Source organism: Bacillus thuringiensis, from assembly GCF_001182785.1.
Classification (GTDB): Bacteria; Bacillota; Bacilli; order Bacillales; family Bacillaceae_G; genus Bacillus_A; species Bacillus_A thuringiensis_S.
Genome location: NZ_CP012099.1, coordinates 2,894,196 through 2,918,830 on the forward strand (window position 1 = coordinate 2,894,196; position 24,635 = coordinate 2,918,830).

The window sequence follows — 24,635 nt, forward strand, 5'->3', positions numbered from 1 at the left end:
ATAATTGATGTTCTGCTATTTGTAGAAAACAATCCACTTATACCATTTTAACAAGAAGAAATATCTCGTCCATGTTGTAATATTGGCTTACGTTAAGCTTGTGAAAAAATCATATTCATGTATAATACAATTGATGTATGATACAATAGTTGTAGGAGGGTGACCTTTTTGAAAAGAGAAGATGCCTTAAAACTAAGAAAAGATATCAAGAAAATGATTATAATAACCGGGGTTTTTGAATCTCAAAATTTGCCCAATGGACCATTTGAAAAACCTTTACCAACTTCTCAAATGATGGCGTTAGAAGAACTAGAGGTGGAAAAATTAACTGTTTGGCAACTATCCAATAAACTTAGATTAGAGACTTCAACTGTAAGTAGATTGGTAGATAAGTTAGTAAAAAAGGGGCTTATTTATCGTGAAGTAAATGAAAAAAATAGAAGAGAACTTTTTCTGCACCTCACAGAAAAAGGTCACATAACTGTTAATTGCTTAAGAGAGCAATCCATTACATTTTATCAAAGTATTCTCAATAATTTATCAGAATCAGAACAAAAAATAGTTGTGGATGGTTTTGAATTATTTATTGATTCTATTTCTAAGCCTTTTGATTAGAGTGAGGTAAGTCATAACATTTGGAGGATAAAATGAGTTTGCATTTTGAACGTCCTATTATTGAATTAAAAGAGAAATTTGATGAATTAAAGAAAATTATGAAAGAAAATAATGTAGATTTATCGTCAGAAATTCATGAATTAGAAAAACGTTTAAATAAAATGCAAGATAAAATTTATTCTAATATTACACCTTTTCAACGAGTTCAAATTGCAAGGCTACGTAATCGACCCACGACATTGGACTATATACCTTTATTGTTTACAAACTTTCTCGAACTTCATGGTGATCGATTATATGGTGATGATAAAGCAATGATAGGTGGTATTGCAAAATTTAAAGGAATGCCCGTTACGGTTATTGGTCATCAAAGAGGTAGAAATACAAAGGAAAGTATAGAAAGAAATTTTGGAATGGCACATCCAGAAGGTTATAGAAAAGCGCTAAGACTTATGAAACAAGCTGATAAATTTAATCGCCCTATTATTACATTTATTGATACAATAGGCGCCTATCCAGGGATAGGGTCTGAAGAACGTGGAATTTCTGAAGCGATAGCTCGAAATCTATTTGAAATGACTACACTTAAAGTGCCAATTGTTTGTATTGTAATTGGAGAGGCATCAAGTGGTGGAGCTCTTGGCATTAGTGTCGGTAACCATATCCATATGTTAGAGTATTCATGGTACTCGGTAATTTCGCCCGAAGGAGCAGCATCTATCCTATGGAAGGACGCTAAGTATGCTCCAGAAGCTGCTGAACATATGAAAATTTCAGCAAAAGATTTAAAACATTTAGGAATTATTGATGAAATCATTCCTGAAATTAAAGGTGGAGCACAAAATGATATACAATTACAGGCAAAAATGATTGAATCTGTAATCGAATCATCTCTAAAAAAATTGATACTATTATCCTCGGAAGAGCTTATACAACAGCGATATGAAAAGTATAGACAAATAGAGAATTATAAATGAAAGTATTTAAAGTCCGTATTACATTTCGGAGGATTATCGCAAAAAAATTCTAAATATTTTGTAAGTAAACTCTTAAACTGGGATATGCTGATACTATCACTCTACAAAAGATGTGTGATCGGTATGGAAAAGGATAATTTGTTCAAATGGATCAACGTGGTGTGTACTATATATCGCGACTCAAATTAAACAATAGGATATATGTCAAAAATGAATTTCCTGAATACTTTCGAAACGGAACAATAAAAAAACAATATCAGTACATCAAAGTTGATTTAGAGCACATCATGGATACCTTAAAACCAGGAAAGTCCTATGAAATAAAAGAAGCTTATTTTGGAAAGGATAAAAAACTATTCACTCGGGTGATTATGTATCGATTAACAGAAAAACAACTTCGTGAGCGTATGAAAAAACAAGTGTACACAGAAAGTACACTTTGTTTTCATTTTTAAGTTGATGGGCATGTGTACTCCCCCCTTTTGCTATTAATTTTCCGTTATGAACAGTTATCATAACGGAAAATTAATGACAACTCCATTTGTTAACATAATGTATTTACTGTCAACTTATATTTGTACTTACGTACAAGCAATTTTCTAATCTGCTTCAATTATAATTTAAATCATTTAATTTTTCTTCTTATCTGGCATCTACTCTTTAAACAAAAACTCCCCTTAAATCGAAAATGATTAAGGGGAGTTTTATATACGATGCAATTATAGTTCAGATTTCACCCGAACAGAAACATTATTTTTAATTATATTTTTGACATCTTTAAAGCTAACAAAATTGTTACTTTTCTCATCCCAAAGACGGAAACGGAGTGAACGCAAGCTTGTAGCAAGCGTAATCGTTGGTACATTTTTTAAAGGAAGCGTATTGTTGTGTGCCTCTTCTAATTTATAGTTAGGTACTCTTGGACTTAAATGGTGAACATGATGGAATCCAATATTACCCGTTAGAAATTGCAAAATTTTTGGAAGTTTATAAAAAGAACTTCCCTCCACTGCCGCTTTCACATATTCCCACTCTTTATCTTCTTCAAAATAGGAATCCTCGAATGTGTGCTGTACGTAAAACAACCAAATACCTATTGAACCTGCTATTAAAAATATAGAACCATGTACTAAAAGAAACGATTGCCATCCAATTGCCCAGCAAAGCATTCCTATAATAGCAACGATTAAAATATTCGTTAAATAAGTGTTCATACGTTCTTTTTTTCTAGCACCTTTTCGGTTAAATCTATTTTTAAGCAGGAAAACATAAATCGGGCCTAACCCAAACATAACGAATGGATTGCGATATAAACGATATGCTAAACGGAGTCTAAATGGTGCTGCTACATATTCATCTACTGTAAGCGTCCAAATATCTCCTGTACCCCTTTTATCCAAATTACCACTCGTAGCGTGGTGAATAGAATGCTCATGCCCCCACTGATCAAATGGGAATAATGTTAAAACACCCATACACGTTCCAACTATTCTATTCGCACGTCGACTTTTAAAAAACGAATAATGGGTGCAATCATGAAAAATAATGAAAATCCTTGTCATAAATCCAGCGGCTAACAGTGCTGGAACTAATGTTAACCAATAAGAAACTGACAAACTTTTATAAGCAAGGTACCATAAAATAATAAATGGCACGATTGTGTTGATCAGTTGCCAAACACTTTTTTTAATCGTTGATTTTTCAAAAGGAGCAACTTGTTTTTTTAAATTTTTAGTATTTTCTAAGGTCATTGTTCTAATTCCTTTCCTTTTTGTTGCTAATTCATATTATAGCACACTATTAGTATCAGGTGTTAAAAGTAGCTATAATAAATATTTTATACTATAAAAATCTCTTTTTTCTTACTCATTACTTACAAATTTCTTACGTCCAAAATAGCTTCTATAATTGGACAAACGGAGCATTATATATATCAAAGAAACTTCGAATTTTTCCAATAAGTACATAAAAAAACAGAGAGTTTTTTCACAAGAAGAAAAGAGCTACCATAAGTCAATTTCACCGACTTATGGCAGCTCCTCTTCTTTTTACCTTATTTTATCGATGAAGCCAAACTGCACCTGCAGACTTGTCTTCAGCTTGGCCTACCACTTCAAACTTCAGTCCTAATTTTGGTAACTTACGTCCTGCATCAGGAATAATGCTGTTGATGTATTGCTTAGAATCATCAAATTTCGCCACTCCTGGTAATCCTTTATAATCAAAGATACCGCGAGTTGGTGAATTTACTTTCCATGCTGGCGTTTGATCAAATGAGAATGCCGCATCGGCAATTTGATAACGCGTACTGCTCTTCACAGTAGGTTGTCCGTTTAATGTCCCTACAATTGCCTCTGGATGAGAATCTACAACTCCTAAGAACCCTTCACCTGGATGAACGCCTACCCAGTTATCTGTAAAGCTTTGATCCGCATACCATACAACCATTCCTGTATTAAATACTGGGCCACGTGCATGTTGTAACGCAGTGTCAGAACCAGCGTAATTTCTCCACTCTACATAGTAATTATGTTTTTTCTGTTCAAATCCGTTAGACACAGTAAAGCCTTTTAACGTCATTGCTGGCTGACCTTCTGCATCATCAGAGAAAACAACTTTTCCATCTACAGTTAAGGCTGCATTATCTAACGCAAATCCTTTATAAGCTACTGCAATATCTGTTAAGTACTCAAATTGCAGTTTTACTTTTTTTCCTTTGAATTGGCTTAAATCGTATGATTTATCAACCCATTTACCATCAGTTGTATCCGCGCCGCCTTTTACATCTTTTTCGCCCATTCTATCAATGCGTGTCTTCGTTCCATCTTCTGCAATCGCATATACGTCAAGGAAATCATACTTCGCTTCAAGTTCGTAAAATGCCTTATAATCGAACTTAGCATCCTTTGCATTTGTTAAGTCAAATACTGGTGTCTCAAGTGTTGTATGAATGTCATTTCCTTTTGTACTATAATAGAACTTCTTACCAAACGCCGATTCGATATTTTTTATATCTTTGTCCGGCAAGTTAACACGAACGATTCCAGGTCGTTTAGATTTTGTAGTACTTTGATCTACATATGTTGCAACACCGATGCCTTTGCTAAGTTTGTCATAATCTACTTCAAGGATATTCGCCCAGTTCCCCTTCATATTCTTTTGGAAAAACTCTTTATTTTGTGGTGAGAAACTCGTTGGCTCTGTTCCTGCAATTTTTCCAGCCCAGCTACCACCACTCATAATAGACCATGACTCAACAGGTTCACCTTGTCCTGAGTACTTTGTATCATATTCATCTGGTAAACCTAAATCATGACCATACTCATGCGCAAACACACCAACTGCTCCGTCTTCAGGCTCGATTGTATAATCATATGCAGCCATCTTTCCACCCCAGTTCGAAACAGAAGATTTCGTGCCATCAATTGCATATGGTTTTGAACCTAGTTTTGAACGATGTGACCAAATCGCATCATCTTTCAATTTACCGCCGCCAGCTTCTTGACCAACGCCAGCATGTACAACCATTAAATGATCAATAATGCCATCTGGCTCATTTTTATTTCCATCACCATCTTGATCGTATTGATCAAATTGGTCATAGTCTGCTAAATTGATTCCTTTTGCTACTGCTGCTTTTAATGCTTCTTTCACAAAATCTTTTGGTCCTAAAGGCCCCTTGTTATCATGCCCAGTACCCGCATCAGCACCATAATCTGATGCTTTTCCTGGAACAGTAAGCCATTCTGTTACAGTCCCATCAACTGTATAGCTACCACCAGATTGTTCTTCATAATATTGCTTAAATGTGTTAATCTTCGATCCATCAAATAAAGTGAATGGTTCATCACCAAATAACATTTTTTGATAATGTTCACGATTAAAGTCCTTAGAATACATGTATCCTGGCTCTTGATCAATATTGTTATGCTTAAAATCGCTAAATTCTACAAGTAAAACAAGTACTTTATCTTTTCGAACAGCTCCATTGTATTCTTCTTGCTTCGCTGATGTAGTAGGTACTTTTCCATTTAATTTCCCTGGATTTAATGCTGCACCTTGTCCAGCTACTGGGCCTACTTCAGGCTGCTGCGCCTGCTCATTTTCCTTCATTTTTGCATCTTTTACTTTTTTCATAAAATCAGAAGCTTCTTGTGTAAGACTATCTCCTGTTAAGATTTCTTTCCCAGGGTTTTCCCCTTTCTTTTTCTCAACATATTTTTCGACAGCCTTTGACGTCTCAGCTTGTGATGCAGATTGATCAATTACCCCCCGTTGTTTTAGTGCTTCTGCCAAACGCTCCTCCGGTATTAAGTGCTCATCTATTGGTAGAGATGATGTTGGTGTCTCAGCATACGCTGCGTGACCTCCAAAAGCAAACGTACTACTTAGTACCGCTGCTGTTGTTAATACCGCTAATGGTTTTAATTTCTTTTTCTTTTTCAATGCATTTCCTCCCCAGTGTCTGCAAATTATCGTTTTTTGCCGATAACAACATAATATTCGTTATAATACGAATATTCAATCTTTTTCAACAAATAAAATGTTGAGAAATATTTTTTTATGCAGAGTGAAATACAAAAGATAGAAAAACAAACAGGCTCTCCTATAAATAACAGTGAACTTTTATATGTTCTTAGTTACAATCAAAATCCAGTAAATCTGAGATTTATATTTTTTTAATAAAAATAAGAATTAAATATTTTCTATACTATTTAATCTATGGATTACCATATTACTCACTATTCTCATTATTACAAGCTAATAGTGGTTCATACATCATTATAGCGTGATTCTCCGTTACATATTGATCTTCTATTAACTGTTTCTGTTGATTATATACTTTACGTTGAATCACATTATGTCGTATATAACCGCCCCAGTATGCAGGTTGAATTGAGTGTTCTTTCTCATACACTTCATATTGATAAAGTTGCGGATAGACTGTTCTCCATTCACCAACTAAATATTCATCTGTCATATAAAGGTGAAGTTGATACGGTTGGTCCGTTTCATTTTTAATTTGTAAATCCAAATAGTTATAGGAACAAGTCGCTCCACTCCCAAACGGTTGAGTTCGCCTAGAATCAGGAAAGACATCAAAGCTATGACGATATCGTTCTGTTACTGTCAGTGGTGTATGTAAAGTCATCCAATATATTAAATTCGAAAGCTGACAAAGACCTCCTCCAATACCTGTTTGAAAAGATCCGTAGTGTAATACCATACCTTCTACATACCCTTTTTTCCTCGTAGGCTTACCTATTAAACGCCAGTAAGAAAATGTTTCTCCTGGTCTAATGACGATACCATTTAGTTTTTTAACAGCAATTTTCAAATTAACAACCTTATTCTGTTGATACCACATATCTACATCTTTGAGCTTACGAAGTAATATCGTTCGGTGCTGAATTGCTGTACAAGGTAGCTTTTCTTGTTGGAGCCTTTTTGCATATGTTTTTCCGTCTACTAACCACTGAATGTATCTCTTTGTAGAGTAATACCACGTCCCTAGCATAATGCGATACTTAGACCGCTGTTTAGGACGTAAGTGCACTATATTCATTTTATTCCCTCTCTCTTTCTTCAACTAAATTCTAATATACCTCTAATTCAATGAACTACAGTTTTCTTAGCTGCATAATAATTTTCGTAAATAAAGTGAAACTTTAATCAGCCCTCACCAATCGGGCTTTTACAGGCAACCCGACCCCCACCTAACTTCTTTGCTTCCGCTGATTTTTGAGGTGGGGGTCTTACTACCCGGCAAATAGCGGGATAAAAAAGACGCAAAAAAATAATAAATTTACTCTAGTGGAGATTTTATTTTGAGGATTGCTTTATAATTATATGAAACTGCGCTGCAATACGATAAATTGAAATAAACACATTATAAATATAACGAATAATATTAAATAAAAAATAATGAAAATTAAAGAAATTCTAAAGTATTAATATATTTTTCGTAAATATTAATTGATAATACATTAGACTTTACTATATGTATAAATTCTCTATTCTACAAAACGAAATTTTTTAATGTAAGAAAAAAATATAATCCCCCTTTAACGTTTATACAAGTCTCATCTGGAAAAATCCCCAAAACAATCCGAACCCTTATATTTAGAATAAACGCAAAAAATCGCCACCAGTTAGCTTAACTGGTTGGCAATTTTTTAACGAGAATGCTGTACAAATAGTTGAATTGCTTCTTCTGGTACATAGCACTTTCCATTACTCTCTACAATAATACTTCCTAATTCATACCCTTTACCATTGATACGAATTATATTTTTGTTACTGAATAGTTGTGCTTCTACTTTATTATGTTTTACCACGAGTAACGGGTTTGCTCCTTCGGTTTTGTCAGCTGTTACAGTTGCACTGACTTTCTTAAAGGCTTGTTCACTCTCTAAAAATATTTTATTCGTTACTTCTTCTAAGTTAAAGCCCATCGCTTTCGCCATCGTCTTCGCAATGTCTGTATTTTGGATTAAGCCTTCTGGTTTTTGAGGTCCATAAGAATGTAAAAATACATCCTCACCTGTATGTCCTCCTGTCGTAAAGCCGATATTTGCACGATTAGCCAATAATGTAGTAAGAATTCGTCCTACATCCATTTTCTTTTTTGCCGCTTTTAATTTTTCTTTTTCATCATGAGTTAGATTATCCAAACCGTATAGTTTAGCTACATCTTCTACATTTGATAAATCAGATTTCAGTTTATTTATAGTTCCTTCAAGTGTCATTTTCGCCTTTTTCAATGAATCAATGTATGCAGAAACCGGTGTAGTATTGTATCCTTTTGTCGTATATCTATTCCCTATAGAGATACCGCTGTTACCATGATCAGTTAAAGCTATGAGCATCGTATCCCCATCTTTCTTCGCAAATTGTAACGCCTTTGCTACCGCTTCATCAAATGCCAATACATCACTAATCATCCCAATTGGATCATTAGCATGAGCTGCCCAATCAGGCTTACTACCTTCTACGAATAAAAAGAAACCATCTTTGTCTTTTGATAATGTTTGAATTGCTTTTTCTGTCATTTGAGAAAGTGTTGGTTGTTCTGGATTTGTTGCTATACGATCTATATCAAACGCAAGAGCATGATTTGAGAAAGAGCCCCAAATTTTATTAGATTTGGAGTTCAATAACGCATCTTTCGTTTCAACAAAATCGTATCCTTTGTCTTGAATCACCTTTACTAAATTTTCACCATCTTTTCGGATTCCATTACTTTTCATAGGTAGCAGCGCCGCTTTTCCCCCGCCTAATACGACATCTATATTTTGATATACTTGCTGCTTCGCAATTACGTCAAATTGCTTGCGATTGACATGGTGAGCCGAGAATCCCGCCGGAGTAGCATGCTGAATTTCAGATGTAGCAACAATTCCAGTTGCACGGCCAGTACGTTTTGCACCTTCCAATACGTTTGCGACCGGCCGTAACTTGTCCTCTTCTTTTATTGGCTTTAAGTTAGGTGAATTTACAATAGAAGGTAGTACGCCTACATATCCTGAATTCGATTTATTTCCAGTTGCTAATGCTGTTGCTGCTGGCGCTGAGTCTGTAATAGCTGATTCTGCAGAATATGTACGAACACCTCCTGTTACAATTTGATCTAACGTAAGCGGTGCCCCTTTATACCAGCGAGCCAATGTTGTCGCCGTTGAACTCGTTCCGTCCATAACCATCATAATTATATTTTTAGGCTGGTGTTCTACTTTTTTCACCTTAGCTTTGGCCGCATGATAATTCATCATACTTTCCGTACTTAATACGCTTACTATTATAGCTCCCACTAATAGTAATTTTTTCATCTTCACACCATAATTAACCATGATTGTTCCTCCATAAACTTTGCATTCATTTCAATACACCTTATTTCCTTTTTCATTCCACAACCTACATATGTTTTATTAGTTCCCAATTCTCATAAAGCTAACAATAGTTACTTTCTCTTTCTTTCCTTAATTAAATACCTGTATGTGTCATCTATCTTATAAAAAAGATTTAGCATCCTTTTCATCAATTACTTGTTTAACAATAAATCCTCGATTAAAAGAAATAAAAATTTATTGTTAAACAATAAATTTCGTGTTAAATTAATAAGATAATAAATAAATGAGGTGCTTTTTATGAAACAAGGATCAACACTCTTTTTAAAGACCGTTGTGATTCTGATCGGTATCCCTGTTCTTGCTATGTGCATTTTTTTAGTCCCTAAAATAGGAAATTTCGCCGCAGAATTATATCCGGATATTGCATATATTAAATATCTTGTATTTATCAATTTATACGCAACAGCAATACCTTATTACTTCGCACTGTACCAAACATTTAAGCTTTTAAACTATATTGATAAAAACAACGCATTCTCAGAGTTATCTGTAAAAGCTTTAAAAAATATTAAGTACAGCGCATTGGCAATTAGTGTATTATATGTATTAGGTATGCCACTTTTCTATCTCGTGGCAGAGAGAGATGACGCCCCTGGCATTATTATTATCGGAATGATTATGATTTTTGCTTCAATGGTAATCGCGGTCTTTGCTGCCGTTCTCCAAAGACTATTAAAAGATGCTATAGATATAAAATCAGAAAATGATTTAACGGTCTGAGGTGAATAATATGGCAATTATTATTAATATTGATGTAATGTTAGCAAAAAGAAAAATGAGTGTAACAGAACTTTCGGAGAAGGTTGGAATTACAATGGCTAACCTTTCTATCTTGAAAAATGGAAAAGCAAAAGCAGTCCGTTTTTCAACTTTAGAAGCCATTTGCAAGGCATTAGAATGCCAACCGGGGGATATTTTAGAATATCAACCTGAAGATACCGAATAAAAAGAGTCCTTCATATGAGTAATGGGTTCAGTTTAGGAAGAGAAAAATGCTAATAAACATTAGAAATAACAAACTAAAACGCTCAGAAAATATTCTGAGCGTTTTTTATTTCCTTCTTCAACTAAAGCACCAGTTAGTGTAAAAAGCTATTTCACCATTTGTATGGCTAACTTATCTTTTAACATTGACCTATATGAGTCAATTTCATATTTTGTATTATTGATTGTTTCTTTTTTCATTTTTAACATATCGAATATTTCTAATTCTAAATTCCTTCTAGCTTCAAGAACTTTTATCGCTCCTTCTACACCTGAATGGTGATGTTCTTTCCCATAGCCTTGGTTAGTGTAATAGTCGATAATTCCTGTGGACCATTCTGGAGTTCTTTCTTTTAACGCCTTCCTAAATGAAAATTCAAGATTATCTTGTTCTACATACAATAACATTGGGTTTAAATTCTCTATGATTTTTGCAACTTTCATTACATAATTTATTATTTTTTCTTTTTGTTCACCATATTTAATCATCCCAATAGTTAATGGATTTTGTATGAAACAACATTCAAAGATATAAACCTTATTGTCTTCTAGAGCGATTTCAGCAAAGTCATTCCATTTGTCAGCAATTAATTCAACATTTTTATCGAATGGTAATTCGTATATATCATTTTTTAAAATAACGTTAAATAATTCGTCCGAAAACTGGTCACCAAACTCATTTTTCATCTTTCTGTATGGTAATAAATAATTGCTTCCTTTTTTTAGAACTTTCTTAAGGAGCACTTCTTTAAAATCTCCACTGTTAGATAATAATCTATTGAACTCAAATTTATTAAAACAAGATACACCATCATAGTCGGCTGGGTGGTTCAAATTTCCCTCTAAAAATAGTTCAACTTCAATTTTATTTTGGCTTAGAATTTCATTTATTAGCTTTGCAGTGGTTGATTTTCCAAATCCAGGTAACCCTTCTACTATTATTAGTTTTGTATTCATAGTTATAAACCCCTATCTTCAAAGTATTTAACCAAGATTAAAAAAATCACTTAATCCACTACAATCACCCCTTCAAAATATGATATTTACCATTTCCTTTAAAAAAACCTTCTTAAAGTAATCTGAACGCTAGTTTAAGAACATTTTTTCACAATCTCTATAATTATTTTAACATAAATTTTCCATTTATCTTATTATTTAGAACACTATTTAACTATATAAAAGCGCTTAAACACTGAAATAACAATAAAAAAGGGATGCTAAATCATATGTGATTTACATCCCTAATTTGTGTGTTATTTTATATTTTCTCTCCCGTAACTGAACCCGTTATCATACGAAAAGGACTCTTTTTATTTCACATTACGGTGCAAAACTAATTTGACCAGTAAACAATAGGATAATTGCTATAATCCAAAATATAAAAAATGATGAGGACAGTATTAATGAAAGAATAGCAACCCCCTTCTTTTCTGTTTTTTTCGTCATTGTGATTATTGAAAGCATGATACCTACACCTGTCAGGGCAATTGTAATATAATCTCCAACTATATTACCTGCATTCGCTATCCTTGTTGGCGTTATAAAAACGAATAGAAAACACAAAATGCCGATGAGTAAAGATATATAGCTTATTATACTGTACTTCTTTTTAGGAACTATTTCTGTTTTCATACTAATCCCCCCCCTTCTATATAGCTATGAGTTTATATTAGTATGAATAACCATAATTTGGTTATAATAAAAAGCAGATAAAATGGACACTATCACTTTATCTGTCAGTTTATTTCTATCTAACAACTAACCTGACTATTTCTTTACTAAAGATAGACAATCATTCTTTAATCCACGGCAATTGGTATATAATAGCTCTAAAAAATAAAGACTGTACCTTTAAAATGAAAGATACAGTCTTTATTAATAACTTTTTTTATAAAGAAAACTCTCTATCACTCACTACCTTAAAAAACTCCGAGTAATGTGATAAAGAATAATCCGCTACATCACAATTACCTTGAAACATACATGTTGAAATACCTAATTCTTTTGCAGGTAATAAATCTAATTCTCTATCTCCAATAGCTAAATCAATATTGTATTTTTTATGCAGATGATCGTAAGCTAAAGAGTTCGGCTTTCGGGGAAAGCCATCGTCAATTGTAACCATATCTACAAAGTATTTTTCCCAGCCATAATATTTTAAAACATCCATAACTCCAGCCCTATGTTTATGGGTCATAATCACATTTTTATCTGCAAATTTCAAAACCTCTTCGACACCTGCAAAAGGTTTCATATCTTTTGGCGTGAATTTTCCCTTCAAAACTTTAATCTTTTCTTCCTGCTCGCATGAAATATTATAATACTGAATTGCATGAGAGTATGATATTTTTAAGTTTTTGTATATTTCTTGTTTTTCTACTGAATCACCTAATATTTCAGAAAGCATCATTGTATATGCAGGATACGTATCAAATAACGTCCCATCAAAATCCCATAAAATATTCATTCTATTCACCTTCTATTTTCAAATCATTCAATGACTAAATCCGCCCTATCCCTCGGCAATTCCGTTTCTAAGTAATAATCCTCTGCTTTCCAATACCTATTTTCAAACTTTGAAAGATTTTCCTGCGTTTTTTCACTCTCACGTAGAAACCTTGTTTCTCTTGGACAGTCCAAATAGACCATATAATGGAAGAAATCTCTCCATTCTTTTCTCTGCAGAAAAACTCCTTCAATAACAATTACGCCTACAATAGGAATCTGTACTTTTTTCATTTCACATGAGTCTGTTTCCTCTTGATAAAAAGGCAAAGTCAATTTTGTCTCATGTTGTAACTTCTGAAAAAACTTCTGCCTTAAGTATGTAATATCCCACTGTAAACAATAATACTCATACCATTCTTCATGGTTTGTATAATAGCGTCGATTACGCTCCACTATATGATCATCAATATGGAAAATATGAAACGGAATGCCTTCTTGTTTCATATTTTCTTTTAAATTTGCTACGAATGTTGTTTTTCCTGAACGACTTAAACCATCTATACCTAAAATGAATCTATTTTCCCTATGATTCTTCATAATCGTTATAAGTTCGTTTGTACTCATTACTTCTTCCACTCTTCTTTTAATAAAGAATATAAAATGGTATCATGAGCAACTCCATTTTGAATCATATGTTTTCGAAGTAATCCTTCTTCTTGAAATCCTGCTTTTATTAACAACTTTTGAGAAGCTTTATTTTCTACATATACAACCGCTGCGATTCTTATCAGTTGCAGCATTTCAAATCCGTAAGCTAAAATCGCTTGTAATGCTTCCGATGCATATCCTTGTCCCCAATATGTATCATCTAATTCATAACCAATTTCAGCTCGTTTATGATTATTATTAATTAAATGAAATCCGCACGTTCCGATTAATTGGCCCGTCCCTTTTTTCTCGATTCCCCAGCGAAATACACTGCCCTCTTCATAACGATTTTTAAACGTTTGAATCGTTGTTTTCGCTTGCTCAATATTTTCAAAAGAATCCATTCCGAAATAACGTATAACTGATTCTTTCGAAAAATATTGGAACATCGTTTCTGCATCTAATAGTGTAAGTTCTCTTAAGAGTAAACGTTTTGTTTCTAGTTTTGGAAATCCCATCTCTCTTTCTCCCTCTATTCTAATGAACTGCAAATTTCAATATAATTTCCATCTGGATCAGCAATGTAGGCAATTGTTTGTCCCCACGGTTTTACAATAGGTTCAACTAAAATCTTGATTCCTTGTTCTCTAAATTGCTCAATCGTTTCTTGTACATTCTCAACAACGAATCCTAATTCGAAATGAGAAGACTTTAATTCACCTTCTGTAAGCGGTAGTCCTGTTAATTCTTTCACATCTTGCCGCGTATTCATCGCTAAAATAGTAGTTCCAGTATTAAATTCAATATATGTACCGTGCTCTGCTTTTATAGGTAACTGTAAAATATCTTTATAGAATTTTAAACATTCCTCAAACTTTTCTACATATAAAATGATGTACTTCATTTTCAAATCCATTTTACATCCCCCTTTATATCTATCCCTAAAATTTCGACAAAAGTCTCATAAAAACCTTGTTCTTTGTTGTAATGAGCAAAAAAAATGAGGCCGATTTCTCGGCCCCCCAGCTTATTGGCATAAAACAGGAGATTTGGTTTGGACATAACCAGTTCGTACTTTTATTATATTTTATTTTTTCTGAATTTTGAATACATTAAACACCTATTTATATTGAGAAAGTTTTTTGCTTGCATAAAATTAAAGATTTTAAGAAATGATACAAATGGAGGTGTATACATATGGAACCAATGCTATGTCCAAGCTGTAAAACGAACCGTACTCGCTTTAATATTCTTGAACAACAAATAAAACCAGTCAAATTAAATCCACAAACTGGTCAAGTAGAAGAAGAATACACAAATGAAACGATGAATGCTTTTCATATGGCCTATCAAGGACCTACTTACCGCGTCCAATGCGCTGTATGCGGACTCGTTGAAAACCCAGAACAATTTATTAAACCTGCGCAAAATCAGTCTTTCTAATAAAAACATTATTATCCCTTGTAGAAATAGATTTTTCTATAAGGGATTTTTCCATTTAATAAGTTAATTAAAGATGTATTTCTTCCTTATTATATATTAAAACCCACACCCTTTTGGTAATATTTACATAAGTGAGGTAAAACAAATGATTTTAAATAAAAAGATAATGCTTCCATCAACATTTCTACTAGTAACTTGCCACATAGTCATCTTTTACTTTTTGATCTTCGATTTGGAAAAAATAACGACTCCTTACGGTCTAACAATATGGATTGTTTCTACTATTTGTGGTCTTTTACTTTATTACCATTTTAAAAATCAAAAATCTAATAAAGTGATATTTATTGCTAATTCTTTATTATTAATTATTTCTTCTTCATTTGTGATTTTTTTAGGTATTGTTACTGGTATTATCTTTGTAACTGTTAGTTCTATGAATTAAATATATATTTTTATTATATAAAAAATAGTTAACAAAATAAATATATATAAAGATTAGAGAAGATGATTTCCCAATTATATATCTCCTCTAAGAATATCACCCTTTGTTAAAATATTTCCTTTTTCATTTTTTTAAGCTTTCTAAATAAATTAATAAACGCATATGAATATATACAAACTAAAAACCCTACCATACCTCTATATAATCCTGATTCTGATACTCCAAGAAAACATAAGTAAAGCACTGGAATTAACGTTACAAACATAATTGCAACGAACTGTATCAATTCAACAAGTTTTTGTATCTTCGTTTCTTTGTCTGAATAAATATCAGGTAACTCATTTTCCTCGTCTACTTCTTTACAGAAATAATTCCATTTCGCAAAACTCGTTACATGTTTCCAGCCACACATTTCATATATATCAATATATTCTAGTTGTTTTTCTTTCGAATCTTTATAATCCAGTCTAAAATCCGCTTTATATATTACATCTTTCGGTTCAGTTTTCTTAAACGTATACATTACATTATACTTTTGTAAAGCCCATCCTTTTTGATGCATTTTTCTTAAAAAAGCTTCTTCTTTTTCCAAGCTCCATATCGCGAAAGGTTTGAATACCTTCTTTGTCTCCATATTCCATTCACTCCCCTAATATACTATTCCCATTCCTTACAGATCTCTGTAACCTGTTATACTCGAGCTCTAACACTTCTCTCCCAAACGTTGTTAACTCATAGCACTTCTTTCTATCTGTAGAGGCTACTTCAACTATTAACTTCTCTTTTAGTAACTTTGTCGTATTCCCGTATAAAGTACCTGGACCGAGCTTTACTTCCCCATTTGTCATCTCTTCTACCATTTGCATAATTCCGTAACCATGCATTGGTTTCACTAGTGATAACAGTATGTAATATGTCGCCTCTGTTAACGGAATATATTTTTTCGCTTTCACATTCATTATAACTACCTCCGATACATCGCTTTCTGATATATCGACTCGCGATACATCGTATACCGATATTGTATAATCATATTCCAAAATATGCAAGAGTAATTTAATAATTAAATATCTATTTCTTTGAATTTAAAAATGATACAAATTTTCTGAATAATTTGTTAAAATATAGAAATATCCGTTTTTATTTTGAAAGGAATGATACATATGATACATAAATTGAAAGAAAACATAGGATCAGTTTTTGTCGGTAAAGAAAATGTTATTGATCTATTACTCGTTTCATTGCTTGCTGATGGACATGTACTACTCGAAGACGTGCCTGGTACTGGGAAAACGTTACTGGCGAAAACCATTTCAAAAAGTATTGGCGGTAGTTTTTCTCGTGTTCAATTTACCCCTGATGTACTTCCAAGTGATGTAACAGGTATTGAATACTTTAACCCAAAAACAAGTGAATTTGAGTTAAGAATTGGACCCGTTATGACAAACATTTTGCTAGCAGATGAAATTAACCGTGCAATGCCGAGAACACAGTCTAGTTTGTTAGAAGCGATGGAAGAGCGACAAGTGACGCTTGAAAAACAGTCTACTCCTCTCCCGAAACCGTTCTTTGTTATTGCAACGCAAAACCCAATTGAATCACAAGGGACTTTCCCTCTTCCAGATGCACAGCTTGATCGCTTTTTAATGACGATTTCAATCGGTTATCCAACTCCTGAAGATGAGTTACAAATGATGCGACGTTTTCGTAACGATTTACCATTAGAAAGTGTCACATCTGTCATCTCATTAGAAGATATTTTAGAAGCTCAAAAACGAGTAAAAGAAATATTTGTTTCGGAACCGTTAGAACATTACATTATTAAACTTGCTCATGCTACAAGAAATCATGATTATATCGCTAACGGTGTAAGCCCACGTGCCACACTTTCTTTAGTGCGCGCAGTTCAAGCATACGCCTTCTTACGCGGGAGAGAATATTGCACCCCTGAAGATATACAATTTTTAATTCCTTCTATTTGGAATCACCGTATTGTCTTATCAATGGAAGGTGCCCTGCGCACGACAAAAAATGATATAATGCAAAGTATTTTAAAAGAAATTGACGTACCTGTGGAGATTGAGCAAGCATGAATGGACAGCGTGTTGTAACTGTACCTTTATTTTTTCAACTCCATATTATTCAACTAACTGTGCCAGGCGCTATACTATTTACGTTTTTTATGCCGCAACGAATTATAATGTTTCTCTTTTTCTCCTATTATTTATTTGCGATTTTCATTTATAAATATGTCGCTTACATAGAGAAAAAATTTGAAGTTATAAACGAGAGACAAACAACTCGGCTTTTCCCTGATGAATCTGGAAAGTTTTTTATTCATTTGAAAAACGGTGCAAATATCCCTCTCGTTAATGGTGTTTGTTATTTTCATTTAGATTCGTCTCTTATACAGCATAAAGATCAAGGAATTGAACGAATATCAAAAACGTTATTCTCTTTTCCATTTTCACAACCTGCACATTCGGCGCAAAAATGGGATTTAACATTAACCGCAACGAAACGTGGTGTGTTTCAAATTGAACAGTTCGAATGCGTTTTAAAAGATCCTTTTCATTTATTAAATGTACACTTACCTGTTTTCGATAAGTTAAAAACTGAAATTATTGTGTATCCTTCTCCTAAAGAAGTAGCAGGTTTGCAAGAACTTCAGCAACTTCTAACTGGTTCTTATCGAACTAATTTTTCTTTTTACAATGATGAAACATCTATTATCGGTGTAAAGCGATATGAGCGTGAGTCTTTCCGCTCTATTCATTGGAAGGCATCTGCTAAAATGCAGGAATTACAAGCGAAGCAATATGAACCTGTAAAAAATTATAGTTGGACGATTTGTCTTTCTTTAGCTGCCGATCGTGGATTTGGTTGGAAAGATAATGTTGAAGATTTAATTTCATTCGCAACATACATTTGCCAATATGCAACGAAGCATCACATACCGTTTGAATTATTTATTAGTGTATTAGCAGAAGGTGGTGCATTACATTTATCGTTACATGAAGGGCAAACACAATATGCAAAAGCTTTAGAAGAATTAGCACGTATTTCAGATGATAGTACGTTACTTCCGAAACAAGGATTCCTTCATTATGTAACGAGAAAGAGAGAACGTTCGTCTACAATGATATACATTGGTTTACAGAAAAATGAACTACCTCTTCTCTCGCAGCCAACGTTCCTCATTAATAGCGAAGGGATGGTGGAATCGGTTGAAAACTTGGCTCTATCACGTTAATGACTTTATTTTGCTTCTCCTCCTTTCATTATTAACAGAAAGGGATGACCTTGTTGCTATTGCCATATTTTTAGCAACAGGCTATGTAGGCGTATTTCTTATTCATAAATTTATGAAGAAAAAAACAACAGGATTTGTCATACTGTTCATTACTCAAATAATCGGTTGTTCTTTCCTTCTCCCATTCTCTCTATTCGGCACAATTATGTTACCGCTTTTCTTCTTTATCGTACATGTAGTCGGACCAGGATATCCAGTTCAAAAATCGTTAGGCGGTATTGTTTGGTTTAGTATTTCAGCCATATTTTATACGCCCTTTCCACCTTTGTGGAAGCTATTACTATTAGTTATACACATTATGATTACATTTTGGTTAACTGGGGCAAATCGGAATCAACAGTTATTACGTTTCATTTCTATCATTACGATTGGTGTAATGAGTATAGTACTTGTTTTAGTTTTTCCTTTTATTCGTCTTATTTTTAGCTTTATCACAGAAGTAGTCGCGTTAGGAGTCGGTTATGTTATAAATCCATTTCTCATAGCAGCTGAATTGAAAGATACTGAAGGGGTTTGGGCAAGTAAAGGGCATCTCTTAAAACCTAAAATTGAAGACAATGGGGAAAAACTTCCTGATTTTGACCCCACACTCATAAATAGCATTACCATAATAGCATGTACAGCTATCGCTATTTACGTCGTTTGGAAAATAGTAAAAAAACGAAAACAATTCAGTTTACCAAATATGCCCGCCTTCGAATCTACTATTATTACTAATAAAGAAGGAACAAACCAAAATCGTTTTAAACGAAATAAACCGCCGCATAACGAAATTCGGAAGGAAATTTTCAAGCTAGAGAGTAAGTTAACCCCTCCTTTAAATAGAAAACGGGGAGAAACTGTTGAAGCTTGGCTAGAAAGAATAAATGATGAAGAAGATGTAAATATTCAAAGTGATATTATTATAGATGCTTATAATACGGTGCGTTATTCAAATGGTAAAAGCATTGTACTTCTGCATGAATTTAAGGAAGAGATTCATAAGCTTTATGCCTATCAGAAAAGTTTGAAGAAACGAAAGAAATAACGTAACAAAAAGACTCCTATATTCATAGGAGTCTTTTTATACTTCTACGTTGCTTTTTAAATTGAAGCATTCTTCCCTGCTTCAATTTCTAATGACTCTTCATGCCACCAAAGTGTTTCTTCAGGGTCTTCTTTAGCGATTAGGTGTGCTTCTTTTTTCGTTTCTACTGTAGGATATGAACCTTTTAGCGCACGCCCTGAAGTCGTAACAAATAATACACTAAATACAACTAATCCAATAATACTTACACCCGTCAAATAAAATGCTGGCGCAAGCGGGTTACCAGTTGCATGAACTAAGTATGAACATACGAGCGGTGTTGTACCACCGAATATCGATACAGAAATATTAAATGAGATCGAAAGTGCTCGATAACGTACATCGGTGAAAAATAGTGATGGTAATAATGAAGGTAGCGTTCCTTCATATACACTTAGGAAGAATCCTAAAATGAAAATACCTGCAAATATAGCTGCAATATGTCCGTTACCTATTAGTAAAAATGCTGGAATTGCAAATACAGTTAAACCAAGTAAACCAATTTGCACGACGCGTTTATTACCAATTTTATCACTTAATTTACCGAAATAAAGTGCTAGCGGAATCATAAGTGCCATCGTAATTGAAATAATTAATAAGCCAGTTGTTTCTTTGACTTTAAGTACTTGAGTTAGATAAGAAGGAATATACGAAAGAATCATATAATTCGTAATATTAAAGAAGGCGACAATTACTGTGCTTAATAAGAAGTCTTTTTTGTGATATTTTAATATATCCATAAATGAAAATTGTTCGTTGTCTTCAGATTCCTCTTGTGCTTTTTCCATCTCTTCAAAGATGGGAGATTCATCTAAATGACGGCGTAAATATAAACCGACCAAACCAATTGGTGCAGCTATTAAGAAAGGAATACGCCAGCCCCAGCTGAGCATTTGTTCATCTGTTAACAATAACGTCAAAATGGTAACAATTACCGATGCAGCAATGTAACCTGAGAGTGTTCCAATTTCAAGACCACTACCGAGTATACCACGCTTTTTATCTGGAGAAGATTCTGCGATATAAACCATTGCTCCTGAATATTCGCCGCCTGTAGAGAAGCCTTGAATCATTCGGGCAACTAAAAGTAGTATTGGTGCCCATACACCAATTTGTTCATAGGTTGGTAGTAATGCGATGAATAATGTAGAAAGTGCCATTAAAATAATAGTAGTACTTAACACGATTTTTCGGCCGTACTTATCTCCTATTCTACCAAAGAATACACCTCCGATTGGTCGAACGAGAAAGGCTGCTGCAAATGTACCGAATGTAAGTACAAGTTGCAATCCACTATTATCAACACCTGAGAAGAATAATTGACTTAAGATAACCGCTAAATACGCGTATAATCCGAAGTCAAACCACTCCATTGCGTTCCCTATGCCAGTAGCAATTACTGCTTTCCTGGCTTGTTTAGGATTGACAATATTAACGTCTTGAGGTTCAAAATTTAAATCATTATTTTGTTGCATATAATAAAACAGCTCCTTTTTAATTTAACTTCTTTAAGCACACCTTCTCTTATTGAATAAAATTAATTCGAAGCACTTAAGGAAAATTAACGTCTCCTTATCTGTTATTATTGTTTCACATAATTAAATATTTGTCCAATGAGATGCTCCATAGGTTAAGTAATTTATTAAAATTAAAAAGCTGAAGAAGGCGCTATATGAGTACCTTTTTCAGCTTTTTAATTTAATTTGTAAATTTATTTTTTTCACCCTTATTTTCTTCCTATTTGAATAGAAATCAAGGTACTTTTTCATTAAAGTTTTTAAACACTTGTAGCTGCTAAACTATACATACAAGAGATAAACTCCTTAACAAATGCATCAATTTCTTCTTTTGTAATTATATATGGAGGAAGTAAACGAATGATGTTCCCTTGTGTAACATCAACTAATATCCCCTTCTCCATTAGCTCTACCTGTAATTTCTTCACATTTTCATTCGTATCATTCAAACTAATTCCAAACATCATGCCAGCATGACGTACTTCCCCAATATAATAAGAATTTTCTTTCTGAATTTCTTGCAATTTATCATTCAAATAAAGTGACGTTTCATACGCTTCTTGCATTAAACCATCGTCAATCAATGCGTTTAATACCGTTAACCCTAAAGCCGTTCCCATTGATGAATGAGCAAATGTTGTGCCGTGATCTCCTGGTGCGAATACATCACATAACTTTTCACCTACAATAATTCCGCCAAGCGGTATCCCGCCTCCTGCACCTTTACCAATTTGAATAATATCCGGTGTAATATTGAAATTTTGATAAGCAAATAGTTTGCCAGTTCTCCCCATACCACTTTGTACTTCATCGACGATCAGTAGTACATTATATTTCTCACATAAGTTTTGAACACCATGTAAATATTCACTTGATAAAGGGTATATCCCCCCGCTTCCTAATACAGGCTCTAGCATAATCGCAATTGGATTTTCTCTAACAATTGTTTCTTCTAATTGCTCTATATTCTCGCGCTCTACTTCATATACTGGAATCGATGTTTTAGGGAAATTTTGATATACACTTTCCTGTCTCGTAAAATGAAGTGCTCCTAACGTACGCCCGTGGAAACTATTCTTCAGTACTACAATTCCTTCACGTTCTTCACCCTTATTAGCTCTATATTTATCAATTAATTTCAACGTTGTTTCTGTCGCTTCCGTACCAGAGTTTGTAAAAAAGACTTTTCCGTTTTTTAAAGAGCAATCAACTAATTTCTTTGCATATTCAATTGCAACTGGGTTTAAGAAATGAAACGGTAAATGTAACGATTTCGCAACTTGCTCCATTGTCGTTTGGACAATTTTAGGATGATTGTATCCTAATACATTTACTCCTACGCCAGAAAATAAATCTAAATACTCTTTACCATCTACATCATACAGTTTACACCCTTCTCCTCTTTCCATTGCAACCTCTGTACGACAATATGTAGACATCATATATTCTTTATCTAATTGAAACCAATCCGACATGTTAAATTCCTCCTAGTTATTTTCCCTTTTTTAACGTTCATTCTCTATATAATCGTTTATAAATTAAGTTTTAAGATTGAAATTTTAATAGTTGTTTTTTTCCACTTTTTTAGTAAAACGTGTGCTTTCTCTTCCCGATATTCATTTTTCCATAATTTCTTCTATTTCAACAGGTCCACTACATATGTGTTTTTTTCATCTAGCGGTATGTTACTACTTTGAACTTTGCATGTCGTACATAATTAGGGCTATAGAATCATATTTAGTAACAATGGACAAAAAAGATTTGGAGGCTATATCGATGGATGAAAACTATGATAAACAAGGGCAACCTATACTAGGGAAAGACTTTAATGAAAATGACGAACGTAATGAACAAGCTAAACTTCACTCTCAAACAGTTGGTTCACGTGGACCCGTACTAGAGCAAGATAGTGTACTGCATGAGTCATTACAACAATTTATTCATGAAAAAATTTTAGAAAGACCCGTTCATGTAAAAGGATTTGGTGCGTTCGGTTATTTTCAAACGATATATTCGATGTCTGAACATACTAAATTAAGTTTTTTACAAAATTCTAATGAGAAAGTTCCTGTTATGGTGCGATTTTCGTTAGCTGTTAGTACGAAAGGAACACCGGATACTTCTAGGAATGTACGCGGTTTTTCCACAAAATTTTATACAAAAGAAGGCATTTTTGACCTTTTATGCAATCACATCCCTGTTTTTTCTGTTCGTGATCCGATGCGTTTCCCTGAAACGATTCAAGCATTATTGCCTTCACCTAAAAATAACTTAATAGACCCTGATAGATTTTGGAGTTTTGTCGCTAAAGCACCTGAATCTATTCATTTTGTTGTCCATTTATACTCTAATAATGGTACAGCCAAAAGTCTTCGCCACATACCAGGACATAGTGTAAATACATACGTTTGGAGAAATGCGGAAGGTAATCGAAAGTATGTAAAGTATCATTGGTACCCATTTGAAGGTGTACAGTACATTACTAGTAAAGAAGCAATTAAACTAGCTGCCGAAAATCCTGATTATAGCGGGAAAGATTTATATGATGCAATTGAAAATGGTAAACCAGTGGAGTATGGTTTATACGTCCAGCTCATGGATCCGAAAAATGAAGCGCACCTTTCTTATGATCCTTTAGATGACACAAAAGTATGGGATGAACAGACGTATCCTCTCATACCAGTCGGGAAAATGGTATTAAATAAAAACCCTGAAAATTTTATGGAACAAGTAGAAAAAGTCGCATTCTCCCCTTCTAATTTACTGGATGGCGCAGAACTATCAGATGATAAAATGCTTCAAGGGCGCGCTAACATTTACAGTGATTCACAAAGAAGAAGAATTGGTCCCGAATTTCGCAAATTAACGATTAACCAACAACAAGATTGGACACCCGCTAATCAAATTACAAGCGGTGACGGAAGATACGTTGAAGGTAAACTTGAAAGAACTTCTATAACAAAACAGAATGACTTTACGCAGGCTGGGGAATTTTATACGAAGTTAAAACCAATAGAAAAAGAACATCTCGCTGAGAACTTAGCTAGTGATTTGAAAGTTATATCCGATGATATTCGAAAGGTAGTTTTGGGGTATTTTCATAAAGTTTCAGCTGATTTGGTGAATAAAATTGAGAGTGCAATACAAAAGCTTTGAGAATATAAAAAAACGTCATTTTTAATCTTTAAAATGACGTTTTTTTATGGTGAAATTACTAGGAATTTCTATCGCCTCATTTACAAGTATTAACGAAATTTTTCTCCTTCAAAATT

The 24,635-nt window shown here is 33.6% G+C and carries 24 protein-coding genes and 1 pseudogene; 11 read left to right on the top strand and 14 right to left on the bottom strand.

Going from position 1 to position 24,635, the window contains the following annotated elements; translation table 11 throughout:
* Positions 1–168 precede the first annotated feature (168 nt).
* The 3 genes and pseudogenes from AC241_RS15000 to AC241_RS15010 form a co-directional block, all read left to right on the top strand.
* A complete protein-coding gene (locus AC241_RS15000) occupies positions 169–615 on the top strand; it encodes a MarR family winged helix-turn-helix transcriptional regulator (RefSeq protein ID WP_000817653.1) in 447 nt (148 codons plus the stop codon).
* Between the two features lie 32 nt (positions 616–647).
* Positions 648–1,592, top strand: coding sequence for an acetyl-CoA carboxylase carboxyltransferase subunit alpha (locus AC241_RS15005; RefSeq protein ID WP_050844072.1), 945 nt, complete (start codon positions 648–650; stop codon positions 1,590–1,592).
* A 143-nt stretch (positions 1,593–1,735) separates the two neighbouring features.
* Positions 1,736–2,026: pseudogene (locus tag AC241_RS15010) on the top strand (IS4 family transposase); the annotation flags it as partial.
* 285 nt (positions 2,027–2,311) lie between these two features.
* Here AC241_RS15010 and desA read toward each other — a convergent pair.
* From desA to AC241_RS15030, 4 genes are all read right to left on the bottom strand, one after another.
* Positions 2,312–3,343: a Delta(5) desaturase DesA gene (gene desA, locus AC241_RS15015; RefSeq protein WP_000171497.1), complete on the bottom strand. Its 1,032-nt coding sequence runs from the start codon at positions 3,341–3,343 to the stop codon at positions 2,312–2,314.
* Positions 3,344–3,650: 307 nt separating this feature from the next.
* Positions 3,651–6,038 (bottom strand): immune inhibitor A domain-containing protein, encoded by a 2,388-nt coding sequence (locus AC241_RS15020; RefSeq protein ID WP_000727446.1) that lies wholly within the window; start codon positions 6,036–6,038, stop codon positions 3,651–3,653.
* Positions 6,039–6,327: 289 nt separating this feature from the next.
* Positions 6,328–7,158, bottom strand: coding sequence for a VanW family protein (locus AC241_RS15025; protein WP_016081140.1), 831 nt, complete (start codon positions 7,156–7,158; stop codon positions 6,328–6,330).
* Between the two features lie 610 nt (positions 7,159–7,768).
* A complete protein-coding gene (locus AC241_RS15030) occupies positions 7,769–9,442 on the bottom strand; it encodes an alkaline phosphatase (RefSeq protein WP_050844074.1) in 1,674 nt (557 codons plus the stop codon).
* Positions 9,443–9,739: 297 nt separating this feature from the next.
* On the opposite strand from AC241_RS15030, the gene AC241_RS15035 reads away from it, so the two are divergent.
* Together AC241_RS15035 and AC241_RS15040 are read left to right on the top strand one after the other, a co-directional pair.
* Positions 9,740–10,222 (top strand): DUF2975 domain-containing protein, encoded by a 483-nt coding sequence (locus AC241_RS15035; protein WP_001977318.1) that lies wholly within the window; start codon positions 9,740–9,742, stop codon positions 10,220–10,222.
* Positions 10,223–10,232: 10 nt separating this feature from the next.
* Positions 10,233–10,448, top strand: coding sequence for a helix-turn-helix domain-containing protein (locus tag AC241_RS15040; protein ID WP_000974619.1), 216 nt, complete (start codon positions 10,233–10,235; stop codon positions 10,446–10,448).
* 146 nt (positions 10,449–10,594) lie between these two features.
* Here AC241_RS15040 and AC241_RS15045 read toward each other — a convergent pair whose 3' ends face one another.
* The 6 genes from AC241_RS15045 to AC241_RS15070 all read right to left on the bottom strand — a co-directional run bounded on the left by AC241_RS15045 (position 10,595) and on the right by AC241_RS15070 (position 14,498).
* Positions 10,595–11,443 carry a P-loop NTPase family protein gene (locus AC241_RS15045; protein ID WP_050844076.1) on the bottom strand — a complete coding sequence of 283 codons (849 nt, stop codon included), beginning with the start codon at positions 11,441–11,443 and terminating at the stop codon, positions 10,595–10,597.
* A gap of 363 nt (positions 11,444–11,806) precedes the next feature.
* The gene (locus tag AC241_RS15050; RefSeq protein WP_029442651.1) at positions 11,807–12,118 is read right to left on the bottom strand and encodes a hypothetical protein; all 312 of its coding nucleotides are present in this window, start codon (positions 12,116–12,118) and stop codon (positions 11,807–11,809) included.
* A gap of 256 nt (positions 12,119–12,374) precedes the next feature.
* Positions 12,375–12,953: an HAD-IA family hydrolase gene (locus AC241_RS15055; RefSeq protein ID WP_050844077.1), complete on the bottom strand. Its 579-nt coding sequence runs from the start codon at positions 12,951–12,953 to the stop codon at positions 12,375–12,377.
* A 23-nt stretch (positions 12,954–12,976) separates the two neighbouring features.
* The gene (locus tag AC241_RS15060) at positions 12,977–13,558 is read right to left on the bottom strand and encodes a kinase (protein WP_050844079.1); all 582 of its coding nucleotides are present in this window, start codon (positions 13,556–13,558) and stop codon (positions 12,977–12,979) included.
* Positions 13,558–14,100, bottom strand: a complete 543-nt coding sequence (locus AC241_RS15065; RefSeq protein WP_050844080.1) for a GNAT family N-acetyltransferase — start codon at positions 14,098–14,100, stop codon at positions 13,558–13,560. The genes AC241_RS15060 and AC241_RS15065 overlap by 1 nt, the downstream gene beginning before the upstream one ends.
* A 14-nt stretch (positions 14,101–14,114) precedes the next feature.
* Entirely contained in the window at positions 14,115–14,498 is a 384-nt protein-coding gene (locus tag AC241_RS15070; RefSeq protein WP_000364497.1) for a VOC family protein, read from the bottom strand.
* A 281-nt stretch (positions 14,499–14,779) separates the two neighbouring features.
* On the opposite strand from AC241_RS15070, the gene AC241_RS15075 reads away from it, so the two are divergent.
* Both AC241_RS15075 and AC241_RS35210 read left to right on the top strand, forming a co-directional pair.
* Positions 14,780–15,025, top strand: coding sequence for a hypothetical protein (locus AC241_RS15075; protein WP_016081132.1), 246 nt, complete (start codon positions 14,780–14,782; stop codon positions 15,023–15,025).
* A 145-nt stretch (positions 15,026–15,170) separates the two neighbouring features.
* Positions 15,171–15,467 (top strand): hypothetical protein, encoded by a 297-nt coding sequence (locus AC241_RS35210; protein WP_080990806.1) that lies wholly within the window; start codon positions 15,171–15,173, stop codon positions 15,465–15,467.
* Between the two features lie 106 nt (positions 15,468–15,573).
* Here the strand turns inward: AC241_RS35210 and AC241_RS15080 are convergent, their stop codons facing one another.
* Together AC241_RS15080 and AC241_RS15085 are read right to left on the bottom strand one after the other, a co-directional pair.
* On the bottom strand, positions 15,574–16,029 hold the full coding sequence (locus tag AC241_RS15080) for a DUF2812 domain-containing protein (RefSeq protein ID WP_306795453.1): 456 nt from the start codon (positions 16,027–16,029) through the stop codon (positions 15,574–15,576).
* Between the two features lie 79 nt (positions 16,030–16,108).
* Positions 16,109–16,426, bottom strand: a complete 318-nt coding sequence (locus tag AC241_RS15085) for a PadR family transcriptional regulator (protein ID WP_050844082.1) — start codon at positions 16,424–16,426, stop codon at positions 16,109–16,111.
* A 204-nt stretch (positions 16,427–16,630) separates the two neighbouring features.
* Between AC241_RS15085 and AC241_RS15090 the strand changes: the two genes are divergently transcribed.
* Genes AC241_RS15090 through AC241_RS15100 form a run of 3 tightly spaced genes read left to right on the top strand, consistent with a single transcriptional unit; the run spans position 16,631 to position 19,807 of the window.
* On the top strand, positions 16,631–17,560 hold the full coding sequence (locus AC241_RS15090) for an AAA family ATPase (RefSeq protein ID WP_050844084.1): 930 nt from the start codon (positions 16,631–16,633) through the stop codon (positions 17,558–17,560).
* On the top strand, positions 17,557–18,720 hold the full coding sequence (locus AC241_RS15095) for a DUF58 domain-containing protein (RefSeq protein WP_050844085.1): 1,164 nt from the start codon (positions 17,557–17,559) through the stop codon (positions 18,718–18,720). Before AC241_RS15090 ends, AC241_RS15095 begins: the two co-directional genes overlap by 4 nt.
* A complete protein-coding gene (locus AC241_RS15100) occupies positions 18,695–19,807 on the top strand; it encodes a DUF4018 domain-containing protein (RefSeq protein WP_050844088.1) in 1,113 nt (370 codons plus the stop codon). Before AC241_RS15095 ends, AC241_RS15100 begins: the two co-directional genes overlap by 26 nt.
* A gap of 56 nt (positions 19,808–19,863) precedes the next feature.
* Here the strand turns inward: AC241_RS15100 and AC241_RS15105 are convergent, their stop codons facing one another.
* Positions 19,864–21,321, bottom strand: coding sequence for an MFS transporter (locus AC241_RS15105; protein ID WP_050844090.1), 1,458 nt, complete (start codon positions 21,319–21,321; stop codon positions 19,864–19,866).
* A gap of 302 nt (positions 21,322–21,623) precedes the next feature.
* Entirely contained in the window at positions 21,624–22,838 is a 1,215-nt protein-coding gene (locus AC241_RS15110; RefSeq protein ID WP_048565480.1) for an aspartate aminotransferase family protein, read from the bottom strand.
* Between the two features lie 301 nt (positions 22,839–23,139).
* Between AC241_RS15110 and AC241_RS15115 the strand changes: the two genes are divergently transcribed.
* A complete protein-coding gene (locus AC241_RS15115; RefSeq protein ID WP_029442666.1) occupies positions 23,140–24,519 on the top strand; it encodes a catalase in 1,380 nt (459 codons plus the stop codon).
* Positions 24,520–24,635: the final 116 nt, after the last annotated feature.

Coding starts and splice junctions, on each gene's coding strand:
- AC241_RS15080 (WP_306795453.1), bottom strand. CDS start 16,029: ATGCATCAAAAAGGATGGGCTTTACAAAAGTATAATGTAATGTATACG.
- AC241_RS15110 (WP_048565480.1), bottom strand. CDS start 22,838: ATGTCGGATTGGTTTCAATTAGATAAAGAATATATGATGTCTACATAT.
- AC241_RS15095 (WP_050844085.1), top strand. CDS start 17,557: ATGAATGGACAGCGTGTTGTAACTGTACCTTTATTTTTTCAACTCCAT.
- AC241_RS15055 (WP_050844077.1), bottom strand. CDS start 12,953: ATGAATATTTTATGGGATTTTGATGGGACGTTATTTGATACGTATCCT.
- AC241_RS15105 (WP_050844090.1), bottom strand. CDS start 21,321: ATGCAACAAAATAATGATTTAAATTTTGAACCTCAAGACGTTAATATT.
- AC241_RS15040 (WP_000974619.1), top strand. CDS start 10,233: ATGGCAATTATTATTAATATTGATGTAATGTTAGCAAAAAGAAAAATG.
- AC241_RS15070 (WP_000364497.1), bottom strand. CDS start 14,498: ATGGATTTGAAAATGAAGTACATCATTTTATATGTAGAAAAGTTTGAG.
- desA (WP_000171497.1), bottom strand. CDS start 3,343: ATGACCTTAGAAAATACTAAAAATTTAAAAAAACAAGTTGCTCCTTTT.
- AC241_RS15085 (WP_050844082.1), bottom strand. CDS start 16,426: ATGAATGTGAAAGCGAAAAAATATATTCCGTTAACAGAGGCGACATAT.
- AC241_RS15090 (WP_050844084.1), top strand. CDS start 16,631: ATGATACATAAATTGAAAGAAAACATAGGATCAGTTTTTGTCGGTAAA.
- AC241_RS15005 (WP_050844072.1), top strand. CDS start 648: ATGAGTTTGCATTTTGAACGTCCTATTATTGAATTAAAAGAGAAATTT.
- AC241_RS15060 (WP_050844079.1), bottom strand. CDS start 13,558: ATGAGTACAAACGAACTTATAACGATTATGAAGAATCATAGGGAAAAT.
- AC241_RS15050 (WP_029442651.1), bottom strand. CDS start 12,118: ATGAAAACAGAAATAGTTCCTAAAAAGAAGTACAGTATAATAAGCTAT.
- AC241_RS15075 (WP_016081132.1), top strand. CDS start 14,780: ATGGAACCAATGCTATGTCCAAGCTGTAAAACGAACCGTACTCGCTTT.
- AC241_RS15115 (WP_029442666.1), top strand. CDS start 23,140: ATGGATGAAAACTATGATAAACAAGGGCAACCTATACTAGGGAAAGAC.
- AC241_RS15065 (WP_050844080.1), bottom strand. CDS start 14,100: ATGGGATTTCCAAAACTAGAAACAAAACGTTTACTCTTAAGAGAACTT.
- AC241_RS15025 (WP_016081140.1), bottom strand. CDS start 7,158: ATGAATATAGTGCACTTACGTCCTAAACAGCGGTCTAAGTATCGCATT.
- AC241_RS15030 (WP_050844074.1), bottom strand. CDS start 9,442: ATGGTTAATTATGGTGTGAAGATGAAAAAATTACTATTAGTGGGAGCT.
- AC241_RS35210 (WP_080990806.1), top strand. CDS start 15,171: ATGATTTTAAATAAAAAGATAATGCTTCCATCAACATTTCTACTAGTA.
- AC241_RS15045 (WP_050844076.1), bottom strand. CDS start 11,443: ATGAATACAAAACTAATAATAGTAGAAGGGTTACCTGGATTTGGAAAA.
- AC241_RS15035 (WP_001977318.1), top strand. CDS start 9,740: ATGAAACAAGGATCAACACTCTTTTTAAAGACCGTTGTGATTCTGATC.